Below are 14,331 nucleotides of genomic sequence, written 5' to 3'. Positions count from 1 at the left end.
TTACATTATCGCCAAATTGTTATATCGTGACATTTAATTGTGCTTTGCTAGACTCGAAAACAATAGATCATAAGACGAGAGTAGCAAACATGAAAAAACTCACCTTACCAAAAGATTTTTTATGGGGCGGCGCGGTGGCGGCGCACCAGGTTGAAGGCGGCTGGAATAAAGGCGGCAAAGGCCCAAGCATTTGCGACGTGCTGACCGGCGGCGCGCATGGCGTACCGCGCGAAATCACTCAGGAAGTGATTGAAGGGAAATACTATCCCAACCACGAAGCCGTCGACTTCCACGGCCATTACAAAGAAGACATCAAACTGTTTGCCGAGATGGGCTTCAAATGTTTCCGTACCTCTATCGCCTGGACGCGTATCTTCCCGAAAGGCGATGAAACTCAGCCGAATGAAGAAGGGCTGAAGTTCTACGACGACATGTTTGATGAACTGCTGAAGTACAACATTGAGCCGGTCATCACCCTCTCCCACTTCGAAATGCCGCTGCACCTGGTGCAAGAATACGGCGGCTGGACCAACCGCAAAGTGGTGGATTTCTTCGTCCGTTTCTCGGAAGTGGTTTTCGAGCGCTATAAGAGCAAGGTCAAATACTGGATGACCTTCAACGAAATCAACAACCAGCGTAACTGGCGCGCCCCACTGTTCGGGTATTGCTGCTCCGGCGTGGTCTACACCGAACATGAAAACCCGGAAGAGACCATGTACCAGGTGCTGCATCACCAGTTCGTTGCCAGCGCTCTGGCGGTAAAAGCCGCGCGTCGCATCAACCCGGAAATGAAAGTCGGTTGTATGCTGGCGATGGTGGCGCTCTATCCGTTCTCCTGCAAGCCAGAAGACGTGATGTTTGCCCAGGAATCCATGCGTGAGCGTTATGTCTTTACCGATGTTCAACTGCGCGGCTACTATCCAAGCTACGTCCTGAACGAGTGGGAGCGCCGTGGCTTTACCATCCATATGGAAGCGGGCGACGAGCAGATCCTGCGTGAAGGCACCTGCGATTACTTAGGTTTCAGCTACTACATGACCAACGCCGTCAAAGCCGAAGGCGGCACCGGCGACGCCATTTCGGGCTTCGAAGGCAGCGTGCCGAACCCGCATGTGAAAGCCTCCGACTGGGGCTGGCAGATTGACCCGGTTGGCCTGCGCTATGCCCTGTGCGAGCTGTACGAACGTTACCAGAAACCGCTGTTTATCGTGGAAAACGGCTTTGGCGCTTACGATAAAGTCGAAGAAGACGGCAGCATCAACGATGACTACCGCATCGATTATCTGCGTGCGCACGTGGAAGAGATGATGAAAGCGGTCACCTATGATGGTGTGGATCTGATGGGTTACACCCCGTGGGGCTGCATCGACTGCGTCTCGTTCACTACCGGCCAGTACAGCAAACGCTACGGCTTTATCTATGTGAACAAGCACGACGACGGTACGGGCGACATGTCTCGCTCCCGTAAGAAGAGCTTTAACTGGTATAAAGAAGTGATTGCCAGCAACGGCGAGAACATCTAAATCGACTGCCCGGTGTCGCTTCCCTTGCAACGGCCTACAGTCTCGTAGGCCCGGTAAGCGCAGCGCCACCGGGCATTAACACTATTTCCCGCCTGCTAACTCAAGAAAACTTCCCGTCACATACGACGCTTTTTCGCTAAGCAACCAGACGATAGCTTGCGCGACCTCTTCCGGCTGTCCGCCGCGCTGCATCGGTAATGCGGATTTCACCCGGTCGACTCGCCCTGGCTCACCGCCTGACGCATGAATATCGGTGTAGATCAGTCCAGGGCGCACACAGTTCACACGAATGCCCTGCGCCGCCACTTCCAGCGCGAGGCCCGTTGTCAGCGAATCCACCGCCCCTTTAGACGCAGCATAATCAACGTATTCGCCCGGTGCGCCCAGACGCGATGCCGCCGACGAGACATTCACAATCGCCCCGCCTTTGCCGTTGTGTTTAAACGACATGCGCTTCACCGCTTCGCGACAGCAGAGGAAATAGCCTGTGACGTTGGTTGCGAGTACGCGGTTGATACGCTCGGCGGAGAGATTCTCGATGGTGCTCTGCTCAAACAAAATCCCGGCATTGTTCACCAGCGCCGTTAACGGTTCGCCCTCGCGGTCAATGCTGTCAAACATCGCCAGCACTTGAGATTCGTCGCTGATATCCGCGCGCACGGCAAACGCCCTGCCGCCCGCCTCGATAATATGATTGATCACATCCGTCGCGGCCTTGATGTTGTGGTGATAGTTCACCGCCACGGTGTACCCTTCTTGCGCCAGCTGTAGCGCCGTCGCTTTGCCAATGCCCCGGCTGGCGCCGGTGACCAGTGCGATTGCCATTGATTTTCTCCCAATAAAAAAGCCGGGTGGCGGCTACGCCTTACCCGGCCTACTGTTCAGAGCTTAAGTATTACTGATATTCGCTCATTGGCACGCAAGAACAGAACAAATTACGATCGCCGTATACGTCATCGAGACGCTTAACGGTCGGCCAGTACTTGTTCGCCACGCCTGCCGGGAAGACCGCCAGCTCACGGGTATAACCGTGATTCCACTCCGCCACCAGCTCGTTCTGGGTATGCGGGGCGTTCACCAGCGGGTTATCTTCCAGTGGCCATTTGCCCTGTTTCACACGGTCGATTTCACCGCGGATCGCCAGCATTGCGTCGATAAAGCGGTCCAGCTCAACTTTGCTTTCCGATTCGGTCGGCTCAACCATCAGCGTACCCGCCACCGGGAAGGACATGGTTGGCGCATGGAAACCGTAATCGATCAGACGTTTCGCAATATCCAGCTCGCTGATCCCAGTCTCGTCTTTTAGCGGGCGAATATCGAGAATACATTCGTGCGCCACGCGACCGTCACGACCGGTGTAGAGCACCGGATAGGCGTCTTTCAGGCGTGTGGCGATGTAGTTCGCATTCAGGATCGCCACCTGGCTCGCCTGTTTCAATCCTTCCGCGCCCATCATGCGGATGTACATCCAGCTGATTGGCAGAATAGACGCACTGCCGAACGGTGCCGCAGAGACCGCACCCTGACGGGTCAACATGCCTTCAATCTGCACCACGCTGTGGCCTGGAACGAACGGAGCCAGATGCGCTTTCACGCCGATAGGGCCCATACCCGGGCCGCCACCGCCGTGCGGAATGCAGAAGGTTTTGTGCAGGTTCAGGTGCGATACGTCCGCGCCGATAAAGCCCGGAGAGGTGATTCCCACTTGGGCGTTCATGTTCGCACCGTCGAGGTAAACCTGACCGCCGAACTGATGCACTACTTCGCACACTTCACGGATCGTCTCTTCATAGACGCCGTGAGTGGACGGGTAAGTCACCATGATGCAGGAGAGTTTCTCGCCCGCCTGTTCGGCTTTCGCACGCAGATCGGCAAGATCGATGTTGCCATTTTTATCGCAGGCCACGACCACCACTTCCATTCCCGCCATCTGCGCAGATGCTGGGTTAGTGCCGTGAGCGGAGCTTGGAATCAGGCAGATATCGCGATGCCCTTCGTTGCGGCTTTCGTGATAGTGACGGATCGCCAGTAGGCCCGCGTATTCCCCCTGCGCACCCGAGTTCGGTTGCATGCAAAGTGCGTCGTAGCCGGTCAGTTTCACCAGCCAGTCTGAAAGCTGACCGATCATCTGATGATAGCCTTCCGCCTGATCTGCCGGGCAGAATGGGTGAAGTTCAGAGAACTCAGGCCAGGTAATCGGGATCATTTCCGCGGCGGCGTTGAGCTTCATGGTGCAGGAACCCAGCGGGATCATCGCCTGATTCAGCGCCAGATCTTTGCGCTCCAGAGAGTGCATGTAGCGCATCATCTCGGTTTCGCTGTGATAGCGGTTAAACACCGGATGGGTCAGGACAGCGTCGTCACGCAGCATGCTTTCCTGAATCGAGCGGCTGTCGTGCGCCACGTCTTTATCCAGAGAATCGACGTCCAGACCGTGGGCATCGCCCAGCAGAACGTTGAACAGCGTCTGGATATCCTCGCGGGACGTGGTTTCGTTCAGAGTGATGCCAACCGCGTTCAGAATATCGCTGCGCAGGTTAATTTCTGCGGCTTCGGCGCGAGCCAGCACGCCAGCTTTATCAGCCACTTCCACACACAGGGTGTCAAAGTAGTGCGCATGGCGCAGCTTCAGCCCTTTCTGCTGCAAACCGGCCGCCAGAATATCGGCGAAACGGTGAATACGGGTGGCGATGCGTTTCAGGCCTACCGGACCGTGGAACACCGCATACAGACTGGCGATGTTGGCCAGCAGCACCTGAGAAGTACAAATGTTGGAGTTCGCTTTCTCGCGGCGGATGTGTTGCTCGCGAGTCTGCATCGCCATGCGCAGCGCGGTGTTGCCAGCGGCGTCTTTCGACACGCCGATAATACGGCCAGGCATGGAGCGTTTGAATTCATCTTTCGCCGCGAAGAACGCCGCGTGCGGGCCACCGTAGCCCATCGGCACGCCAAAGCGTTGCGCAGAGCCGAAGACAATGTCCGCGCCCTGTTTGCCTGGAGCGGTGAGCAGCACCAGCGCCATGAAATCAGCGGCGACGCTGACCACAATTTTGCGGGATTTGAGTTCAGCGATCAGGCTGGTGTAGTCATGGACTTCACCGGTGGTACCGACCTGCTGCAACAGCACGCCGAACACATCCTGATGATCCAGCACTTTTTCAGCGTCATCAACAATTACGTCAAAACCGAAGGTTTCGGCACGGGTGCGGACCACATCCAGCGTCTGCGGATGAACATCGGCAGCCACGAAGAAGCGGTTAGCGTTTTTCAGCTTGCTGACGCGCTTCGCCATCGCCATCGCTTCGGCGGCGGCGGTCGCTTCATCAAGCAGCGAGGCAGAGGCGATATCCAGACCGGTCAGATCCAGCGTCACCTGCTGGAAGTTCAGCAGCGCTTCCAGACGACCCTGAGACACTTCTGGCTGATAAGGGGTGTAGGCGGTGTACCAGCCTGGATTTTCCAGCATGTTGCGCAGGATAACTGGCGGTAACTGCACAGGGGTGTAGCCCATGCCAATGTAAGACTTAAAGCGCTTGTTGAGGCCGGCAATCGCCTTCAGCTCTGTCAGCGCGGCGTATTCAGTGGTCGCATCACCCACCTGCGGCGGTGTGGCGAGCTGAATGTCTTTGGGCACGATCTGGCCGATCAGTGCGTTTAACGAATCCGCGCCAACTGTCTTCAGCATCTCCTGCTGTTGCTGAGCATCCGGCCCAATGTGACGTTCAATGAAAGCGCCACGGTTTTCAAGCTGGCTTAAAGTCTGTGTCATGAGCGATGGTTCCTGAGCTTGCGGTGATATTAGGATCCCCTCTCCCTTTGGGAGAGGGTGAAAAGCAATTACTCGTCTTCTAACAGTGTTGCGTACGCGGTCGCATCCAGCAGCGCTTCAACTTCTGCTTCATCGTTGGCTTTGATTTTGAAAATCCAGCCACCGGTGTACGGCTCACTGTTGACCAGCTCCGGGGAGTCGCTCAGTGCATCGTTTACCGCTACGATTTCGCCACCGACCGGGGCATAGATGTCAGAAGCCGCTTTCACAGACTCTGCCACGGCGCAATCATCGCCCGCGCTCACGGTTGCGCCGACGTCTGGCAGATCAACGAACACCATGTCACCCAGCAGCTCTTGCGCGTGCTCGGTGATACCCACGGTGTAAGTCCCGTCAGATTCTTTACGCAGCCATTCGTGTTCTTTGCTGTATTTCAGTTCTGCTGGCACATTGCTCATTGGAATTCTCCTGATAATAAATTGATTAGGCGACCGGCTTACCGGCGCGAACAAAAATCGGTTTAGTCACGCTGACCGGCATTTCACGGTTGCGGATCTGCACCACGGCAGTCTCGCCAATTCCGGCCGGGACGCGCGCCAGCGCAATGCTGTAGCCCAGCGTCGGTGAGAAAGTGCCGCTGGTGATAATGCCTTCGTGAAGATTGCCGCTGGCATCGGTGAAGCGCACAGGCAGTTCGTTACGCAGCACGCCTTTCTCTTTCATCACCAGGCCGACCAGCTGCTCGGTGCCTTTCTCGCGCTGCAGTTCCAGCGCTTCACGGCCAATGAAATCGCGATCTGCCGGTTCCCACGCGATAGTCCAGCCCATATTGGCCGCCAGCGGAGAGACGCCTTCATCCATCTCCTGACCGTACAAATTCATCCCGGCTTCCAGACGCAGCGTGTCGCGCGCGCCCAGACCTGCCGGTTTCACGCCCGCTTCGACCAGCGCACGCCAGAAATCAGCGGCTTTCTCGTTCGGCATCGCAATTTCGTAGCCCGCTTCACCGGTGTATCCGGTGGTGGCGATAAACAGATCGCCTGCCTGCACGCCGAAGAACGGCTTCATGCCTTCTACAGCTTTACGCTGTTCATCGCTGAACAGAGATGCGGCTTTGGCCTGCGCGTTTGGCCCCTGCACGGCGATCAGGGAAAGATCGTCGCGAACGGTGATATCAACGGCATATTTGGCGGCGTGTTCGGAAATCCAGGAAAGGTCTTTTTCGCGGGTGGCGGAGTTAACAACGAGGCGGAAGAAATCTTCAGTGAAGTAATAAACGATCAGGTCATCAATCACGCCGCCGGAGGCATTGAGCATCCCGGTATAGAGCGCTTTGCCTGGCGTCTTGAGCTTTGCAACGTCGTTCGCCAACAGATAACGCAGAAACTCCCTGGTGCGACTGCCGCGTAAATCGACGATGGTCATGTGGGAGACATCGAACATCCCGGCGTCGGTGCGCACTGCATGGTGCTCATCGATTTGCGAGCCGTAGTGCAGCGGCATCATCCAACCGTGGAAATCGACCATGCGCGCGCCGCATAACGTGTGTTGTTCGTACAAAGGAGTCTGTTGAGCCATCTTGTCCTCGTTGATTAAGCAGTGCAGGGCAATCTTGCGTTTCGCGCGAAATTTCTTACCACGAAACCCGGCGTCGGCATCACTGCAGGACGTCGACGCAAACGTTCTCTTTTCCCTGAAGTTACCACCGAACCCGGCGATTAACCATAAGGTAAAACGGGTCATCACATTAGCTTATGACCAAAAAACGCTAAAAAGCCTACAGAGTTATTCACTGGCAAAATGCGATTTACCCCGCATAAAATTAACTTAAATTTCACAATATTTAGCACAGGCTGATATTTCCTGCGGAAAAACGCGCCTATTTTCCGTCATGAAAAAAATTCGACATTAGATAATCTAATGCGAAAAGAAGTGTGAAATTAGAATATTTCAAACGAGGGAAACATCCCGGCACAAAGGCCGGGAGAGGAAAGTGTGATGGGGGTCTAATTTAACGTTTTGTGCTTAACGCAGCCACTCGGGGAGATCGTTTAAGCCCATCGCCTGACGCAGAAGTTGTGGTTTGACGCCGGGAAGCGTGTCCGCCAGTTTCAGACCAACGTCGCGCAGCAGTTTTTTCGCCGGATTGTTTCCGGCAAACAGCTCGCGGAAGCCCTGCATTCCCGCCAGCATCATCGCCGCGCTGTGTTTGCGACTGCGCTCGTAGCGACGCAGATAAAGATGCTGACCAATATCCTTGCCCTGGCGGTGCAGACGACGCAGTTCGTCGATAAGTTCTGCGGCATCCATAAAGCCCAGATTGACGCCCTGCCCGGCCAGCGGGTGAATGGTGTGCGCCGCGTCGCCTACCAGCGCCATTCGGTGCGAGGCAAACTGGCGCGCATAGCGCCCGGTCAGCGGGAACAGTTGGCGCTCACTTTCAAGCGTGCACAGTCCGAGACGGTTATCAAAAGCCATGCACAGCGCCTGATTGAACTCCTCAGGGGTGGCGGCTTCCATCTGCTGCGCCTTTTCCGGCATCAGCGACCAGACAATGGAGCACTGATGCGGATCGCTTAACGGCAGAAACGCCAAGATACCATCGTTGTGGAAAATCTGCCGCGCCACGCCGCCGTGTGGCTCAGTCGTGCGGATCGTCGCTACCAGCGCGTGGTGGCGGTAATCCCAGAAGGTCAGCGGGATATCGGCTTTATTGCGCAGCCACGAGTTGGCACCATCGGCGCCCACCACCAGCCGCGCGGTCAGCATGTCGCCGCTTTGCAGGGTCAGAAAGGCTTCGTTTTCGCCCCAGGCAATCTGCTGAATTTGAGCGGGAGCCATCAGCGTGACGTCTGAACAGGCTTGCGCTTTGCGCCACAGGGCGTGGTGGATCACCGCATTCTCGACGATGTGGCCGAGATGGCTGTATCCCATGCTTTCATCGTCAAAGGCGATATGGCCGAAGCTGTCTTTGTCCCACACTTCCATCCCGTGATAACAGCTGGCGCGTAACGCCGTGATATCAGACCAGACGCCAAGATGCGTTAGCAGCTTTTCGCTGGCGGCGTTGATGGCCGATACGCGAAGCTCTGGCGGCGCGTCCTGCGAAACAGGTTGCGGCGGTTTATTCTCAAGCACCGCCACGCGCAGACCACTGCCCTGTAAACCGCAGGCCAGGGCCAGCCCCACCATTCCGCCGCCAACAATGGCAACATCAACATTCTGCACTTAGTAACTCCTTAACGAGCGACCCAACCGAGGGTTCGCTGCGCCAGCACGTCGCGTGCCGGAATGAATAGTTCCATCGCCATCAGCCCCGCGTTGCGCCCGGCTACCAGCGGTGCCCAGCGATTCGCGAACAGATGCACCAGACCGTCGGTCACGCCGATGGTGGCCTCTTTATCTGCCTGACGGCGTTTCTGATACTGACAAAGCACGGAATACGCACCGCAGTCTTCGCTGTCCTGCAAGGCCTGCGCCAGCGTCTCAGCCAGGCTCATAACGTCGCGCAAACCTAAATTAAACCCTTGCCCGGCAATCGGATGCAGCGTTTGCGCCGCATTGCCGACTAACGCCAGGCGATGAGAAACCGACTGCGACGCGGTGGTCAGCGCCAACGGATACGCCGCGCGTTTTCCGGCGTGGGTGATGCGCCCTAAACGCCAGCCGAAGGCTTTTTGCAGCTCGTCGCAAAAACGCGTATCTGACCAGGCCATGACGTCATCCATCGCGTCTACTGCGTGGCACCAGACCAGCGAGCTGCGACCATCAGACATCGGCAGCATCGCCAGCGGGCCGTGTTCGGTAAAACGTTCAAAGGCGCGCCCCTGATGGGCCACTGCGGTCGAAACGTTGGCAATCACTGCCGCCTGACCGTAAGGCTGTTGCCGCCATTCGATCCCGCACTGAGTCGCCAGCGCGGAACGGGAACCGTCTGCGGCAACCAGCAATTTTCCGGCCAGCACATCGCCGTTATCCAGCGTGACGCTCACGCCCTCTGCACTGCGGGTGAAACTGGCGACGCGCGCCGGACAGTGCAACGTCACGCCAGGCGCATCCTGCAATAAACGGAACAGGCGCTGCCCGACGTCGTGCAGTTCGACCACCTGCCCGAGGGCATCAATGTGGTAATCCTGCGCATCGAGTGTGACAAAACCGGCATGGCCGCGATCGCTGACGTGAACGGTATTAATGGAGGTTGCGCACTCGGCAATCGCTTGCCAGATACCCAGCCGCGACAGGTGCTGACAGGTGCCCTGCGCCAGCGCAATCGCGCGGGAGTCAAAGCCTGGATGTTCCGTTGTCTGTGGCGCGACGGCCTCGACCAGATGAACCGGGAGCTGGCCGCGCGTCAACTGTGAAATCGCCAGGGCGAGCGTCGCGCCCGCCATGCCGCCGCCAACGATTACCACGCTCATGCGCGTGCCGCCGCCATCAGGGCTTCGATCTCATCGGCTTTTTTAACGACAGACGCCGTCAGGTTTTCGTTGCCGCTTTCGGTGATCACAATGTCGTCTTCGATACGAATACCAATCCCGCGATATTCGGCAGGGACGTCCGCATCCGGCGCGATATACAGACCCGGTTCGACGGTTAACACCATGCCCGGCTCAAGGGTGCGCGAGCGATCTGCGCCGTAGCCTCCGACATCGTGCACATCCAGCCCCAGCCAGTGACTCAGACCATGCATAAAGAACGCGCGATGGGCGTTGTCGGCAATCAGCTCTTCCAGGTCTCCCTTCAGAATGCCGAGTTTTACCAGACCGTTGACCATGATACGGATCACCGAACCGGTCACTTCCTGAATAGAAGTACCCGGACGGAACAGGGTCAGCGCCGTTTCCAGTGATTCGAGAACAATGTCGTAAACCGCGCGCTGTGCCGGGCTGAATTGGCCATTCACCGGGAAAGTGCGGGTGATGTCACCCGCGTAACCGCGGTATTCACACCCCGCGTCGATCAGCACTAAATCGCCGTCGCGCAGTTCGCTCTCATTTTCGGTGTAATGCAGGATGCAGCCGTTTTCGCCACCGCCGACAATGGTGTTGTAGGACGGGAAACGTGCTCCGTGGCGATTGAACTCATGCAGAATTTCGCCTTCGAGCTGATACTCAAACATCCCCGGATGGCATTTTTCCATTGCACGGGTGTGGGCCAGGGCGCTGATTTCGCCCGCGCGGCGCATCACATCCAGCTCTTCCGGCGATTTAAACAGGCGCATTTCATGCACCAGCGGACGCCAGTCAGTGATGGACGCAGGCGCAGAAAGATTCTGACGCGAGCCTTTGCGCAGTTTATCCAGCGCGGTAAAGACCAGCTCATCGGCGTATTTGTATTCGCCCTGAGCGTGATAGACCATGTCCAGACCGTTGAGCAGCTGATAGAGCTGCTCATCGATTTCGCTAAAGGCCAGCGCGCGTTCGACGCCGAGTTTTTCCGGTGCCGCGTCTTGCCCTAAGCGGCGGCCAAACCAGATTTCGGCGGTGAGATCGCGAACACGGTTAAAGAGAACGCTGTGGTTGTGGGTGTCATCGCTTTTAATCAGCACCAGCACCGCTTCTGGCTCGTTAAACCCGGTGAAGTACCAGAAATCGCTGCTCTGGCGATAAGGATATTCGCTGTCGTTGCTGCGCGTGGCTTCCGGTGCGGCAAAAATCAATGCCGCGCTGCCCGGTTGCATGTTAGCTAACAGCGCCTGACGGCGGCGAAGATACTCCTGCTGAGTCATGACACCCTCCTGTGCGTTCTTTTTATTAATGTAAGGTCGGTTTGCGTACTTCCGGTGCTGTCAGCTGCGAGCGAGTAAAGGTGTCGTGACATAACAATGCTGCCACGCGAACGTACTCGATAATCTCTTCAACGGACATCTCCAGCTCTTCCTGGTCTTCGTCTTCGTCGTAGCCCAGCTGGGCGATATTGCGCAGATCGTCGATGGCCTCACCCGCTTCACCGGTTACTTTATCAAGTTTCGGCTGCGTGACGCCGAGGCCCAGCAGATAGTGGTTTACCCAGCCTGCCAGCGCATCGGCGCGATCGAAGACGCTAACATCGTCGCCATCAGGCAGATAAAGCTGAAAAAGGAAACCGTCATCCTCCAGAGAGTCGCTGGTCGCCGAGTGCATTTTGCGCAGCGCTTCCGCCAGTTCGTGACCAAAGGCCAGGCCTTCGTTCGTCAGGTCGTGAAGCAGCGGCTGCCAAGAGCTGTCGCTGTTTCCGCCGCACAGCATGCCACTGATCAGACCGTGCATTTCAGCAGGGGTCAAACCCACGCCCTGCTGGTTAAGTAACTGGCTTACTTCGTTGTAACCAGGCATTTCGTTCTGTATAGACATGCGCATTCGTCATCGTTGGGAGGAATATTCATGATATGCTACCACTTTGGACACTGGAGATACCAGAAAAGGGCTTGTATCTTCATATCATGGTAGCTATAGTGTCGCCCCTTCGCAGCCCCCAGGGCCGTGAGCGAAGGTCGCGCAGTCAATCAGCAGGAAGGTGGCATGTCTGCACAACCCGTCGATCTCCAGATTTTTGGCCGTTCGCTGCGAGTGAATTGTCCGCCTGAGCAAAGAGATGCTTTGAGCCAGGCTGCGGACGATTTGAATCAGCGGTTGCAAGATCTAAAAGAACGCACTAGAGTCACAAATACTGAGCAGTTGGTTTTCATCGCCGCGTTGAACATCAGCTATGAATTAACTCAGGAAAAAGCGAAGACCCGCGACTACGCGGCGAGCATGGAGCAACGCATTAAAATGCTCCAGCAGACCATCGAACAAGCGTTGCTTGATCAGGGTCGCACTCCCGAAAGACCGGGACAAAAGTTTGAATAACACTTTGCAGTTGACTATGGTAGAGTGACTGTGAAGACAAAATTTCTCTGAGATGTTCGCAAGCGGGCCAGTCCCCTGAGCCGATATTTCATACCACAAGAATGTGGCGCTCCATGGTCGGTGAGCATGCTCGGTTCGTCCGAGAAGCCTTAAGACTATGACGACACATTCACCTTGAACCAAGGGTTCAAGGGTTACAGCCTGCGGCGGCATCTCGGAGATTCCCCTTCTTTACTACCTTCAAGCATCATGACTCAATTTCCTGAAGTCCCTGCTTCCCGACAAGACATCCGTCAGCTAATCCGTAAAACTCGTCGAGCGCTTTCGCCCGAACAACAAGCTCATTTCGCACAAACTGCTGCCGCCCGTATGATGGCCTATCCGCCCGTCGTGATGGCGCGTACGGTTGCCCTGTTTCTGTCGTTTGATGGTGAGCTTGATACCCAACCGCTGATCGAACAACTCTGGCGCGCCGGAAAAAAAGTCTATTTGCCGGTGCTGCACCCGTTCAGTCCGGGCAATCTGCTGTTCTTGCACTACCATCCGCACAGCGAACTGGTGGTGAACCGCCTGAAAATCACCGAACCTAAACTCGATGTGCGCGACGTTCTGCCCTTGCAGGATTTGGACGTGCTGATTACGCCACTGGTGGCTTTTGATGAGAGCGGTCAGCGTCTGGGGATGGGCGGCGGATTTTACGATCGCACGCTGCAGAACTGGCAGCAGTACGGTGTGCAGCCGGTGGGTTATGCCCATGATTGTCAGGGTGTGAAAGCGCTGCCGGTGGAGAAATGGGATATTCCGCTGCCTGCGGTAGTGACGCCGTCGAAAGTGTGGGAGTGGTGAAATAATAAAGCCGGGTGGCGGCTACGCCTTACCCGGCCTACAAAAACACGCTGAACCTGTTGAAACTGTAGGTCGGGTAAGCGACAGCGTCACCCGACACAGTAAACCGCAGAATTAGTACAACAGACGCGCGCGAATCGTGCCTGGAATCGCCTTCATGCTCAGCAGCGCTTTCTCCGCCACATCGTCATCCGCTTCGATATCAATCACCACGTAGCCCATCTGCGAGTTGGTTTGCAGGTACTGCGCGGCAATGTTGACGCTCTGCTCGGCGAAAATCTGGTTAATCGCCGTCAACACGCCAGGACGGTTCTCGTGGATGTGCAGCAGACGACGACCGCCGTGCAGCGGCAGAGACACTTCCGGGAAGTTCACCGCAGACAGCGTAGAACCGTTATCGGAATATTTGCTCAGTTTGCCCGCCACTTCCAGACCGATGTTTTCCTGCGCTTCCTGAGTCGAGCCGCCAATGTGCGGCGTCAGGATCACGTTGTCGAATTCACACAGCGGAGAGGTGAACGGATCGGTGTTGGTCGCCGGTTCCGTTGGGAAGACGTCGATTGCCGCGCCCGCCAGATGCTTACTCCGCAGGGCCTCGCACAGGGCAGGAATGTCCACCACCGTACCGCGCGCGGCGTTGATCAGCAGCGAACCCGGCTTCATCAGCGCCAGCTCTTCCGCACCCATCATATTTTTGGTGGAGGCGTTTTCCGGCACATGCAGACTCACCACATCGCTCATGTTCAGCAGGTCAGAAAGATGCTGAACCTGAGTCGCATTCCCCAGCGGCAGTTTGTTTTCGATATCGTAGAAAAAGACGTTCATCCCGAGAGATTCCGCCAGAATACCGAGCTGCGTACCGATATGGCCGTAGCCGATGATCCCCAGCTTTTTACCGCGCGCTTCAAACGAGCCAGAGGCCAGTTTGTTCCACACGCCACGGTGGGCTTTGGCGTTGGCTTCAGGAATGCCACGCAGCAGGAGCAGCAGTTCGCCAATCACTAACTCCGCCACGGAACGGGTGTTGGAGAACGGCGCGTTAAAGACCGGTACGCCGCGTTTGGCCGCCGCATTCAGATCCACCTGGTTGGTCCCGATGCAGAAACAACCGATTGCCACCAGCTTCTCCGCGCAGGCAATAACGTCTTCAGTCAGATGGGTACGGGATCGCAGGCCGATAAAGTGGGCATCACGGATGGATTCTTTCAGCTGCTCTGTATCCAGCGCGCCTTTGTGGAATTCGATGTTGGTGTAACCTGCTGCACGAAGGTTATCCAGTGCTTTCTGATGCACCCCTTCGACGAGCAGAAACTTAATCTTGTCTTTTTCCAGTGATACCTTTGCCATTTACCCGACCCTGTTT

General features: G+C 56.5%; 12 protein-coding genes and 1 other RNA gene. 4 read left to right on the top strand and 9 right to left on the bottom strand.

Annotated elements, in window-relative coordinates:
- The first annotated feature begins 89 nt into the window (after positions 1–89).
- Positions 90–1,523, top strand: coding sequence for a 6-phospho-beta-glucosidase BglA (gene bglA, locus C3708_RS10190; RefSeq protein ID WP_095283263.1), 1,434 nt, complete (start codon positions 90–92; stop codon positions 1,521–1,523).
- Positions 1,524–1,604: 81 nt separating this feature from the next.
- Here the strand turns inward: bglA and C3708_RS10185 are convergent, their stop codons facing one another.
- From C3708_RS10185 to C3708_RS10145, 8 genes are all read right to left on the bottom strand, one after another.
- Positions 1,605–2,348 (bottom strand): SDR family oxidoreductase, encoded by a 744-nt coding sequence (locus C3708_RS10185; RefSeq protein ID WP_095283264.1) that lies wholly within the window; start codon positions 2,346–2,348, stop codon positions 1,605–1,607.
- A gap of 70 nt (positions 2,349–2,418) precedes the next feature.
- The gene (gcvP, locus tag C3708_RS10180) at positions 2,419–5,292 is read right to left on the bottom strand and encodes an aminomethyl-transferring glycine dehydrogenase (protein WP_103949191.1); all 2,874 of its coding nucleotides are present in this window, start codon (positions 5,290–5,292) and stop codon (positions 2,419–2,421) included.
- Positions 5,293–5,360: 68 nt separating this feature from the next.
- Positions 5,361–5,750 (bottom strand): glycine cleavage system protein GcvH, encoded by a 390-nt coding sequence (gene gcvH / locus C3708_RS10175; protein ID WP_103949190.1) that lies wholly within the window; start codon positions 5,748–5,750, stop codon positions 5,361–5,363.
- 25 nt (positions 5,751–5,775) lie between these two features.
- Positions 5,776–6,870, bottom strand: a complete 1,095-nt coding sequence (gcvT, locus tag C3708_RS10170; RefSeq protein ID WP_103946622.1) for a glycine cleavage system aminomethyltransferase GcvT — start codon at positions 6,868–6,870, stop codon at positions 5,776–5,778.
- Between the two features lie 447 nt (positions 6,871–7,317).
- Positions 7,318–8,520 carry an FAD-dependent 2-octaprenylphenol hydroxylase gene (gene ubiI, locus C3708_RS10160; protein ID WP_103949188.1) on the bottom strand — a complete coding sequence of 401 codons (1,203 nt, stop codon included), beginning with the start codon at positions 8,518–8,520 and terminating at the stop codon, positions 7,318–7,320.
- 11 nt (positions 8,521–8,531) lie between these two features.
- A complete protein-coding gene (gene ubiH / locus C3708_RS10155; protein WP_103949187.1) occupies positions 8,532–9,710 on the bottom strand; it encodes a 2-octaprenyl-6-methoxyphenyl hydroxylase in 1,179 nt (392 codons plus the stop codon).
- Positions 9,707–11,020 carry a Xaa-Pro aminopeptidase gene (gene pepP / locus C3708_RS10150; protein ID WP_103949186.1) on the bottom strand — a complete coding sequence of 438 codons (1,314 nt, stop codon included), beginning with the start codon at positions 11,018–11,020 and terminating at the stop codon, positions 9,707–9,709. Before pepP ends, ubiH begins: the two co-directional genes overlap by 4 nt.
- A 25-nt stretch (positions 11,021–11,045) precedes the next feature.
- Positions 11,046–11,624 carry a YecA family protein gene (locus tag C3708_RS10145; RefSeq protein WP_133159632.1) on the bottom strand — a complete coding sequence of 193 codons (579 nt, stop codon included), beginning with the start codon at positions 11,622–11,624 and terminating at the stop codon, positions 11,046–11,048.
- Positions 11,625–11,792: 168 nt separating this feature from the next.
- Between C3708_RS10145 and zapA the strand changes: the two genes are divergently transcribed.
- From zapA to C3708_RS10125, 3 genes are all read left to right on the top strand, one after another.
- Positions 11,793–12,122, top strand: coding sequence for a cell division protein ZapA (gene zapA / locus C3708_RS10135; protein ID WP_015960320.1), 330 nt, complete (start codon positions 11,793–11,795; stop codon positions 12,120–12,122).
- A gap of 41 nt (positions 12,123–12,163) precedes the next feature.
- Positions 12,164–12,347: non-coding RNA, 6S RNA (gene ssrS / locus C3708_RS10130), on the top strand.
- 24 nt (positions 12,348–12,371) lie between these two features.
- A complete protein-coding gene (locus C3708_RS10125; protein WP_103949185.1) occupies positions 12,372–12,968 on the top strand; it encodes a 5-formyltetrahydrofolate cyclo-ligase in 597 nt (198 codons plus the stop codon).
- A gap of 114 nt (positions 12,969–13,082) precedes the next feature.
- Here C3708_RS10125 and serA read toward each other — a convergent pair whose 3' ends face one another.
- Positions 13,083–14,315, bottom strand: a complete 1,233-nt coding sequence (serA, locus tag C3708_RS10120; protein WP_095283274.1) for a phosphoglycerate dehydrogenase — start codon at positions 14,313–14,315, stop codon at positions 13,083–13,085.
- Positions 14,316–14,331 lie beyond the last annotated feature (16 nt).

The sequence above is a fragment of the Lelliottia sp. 7254-16 genome (genome assembly GCF_002922995.1).
GTDB lineage: Bacteria > Pseudomonadota > Gammaproteobacteria > Enterobacterales > Enterobacteriaceae > Enterobacter > Enterobacter jeotgali.
This window is presented reverse-complemented; position numbering and strand designations above follow the sequence as displayed.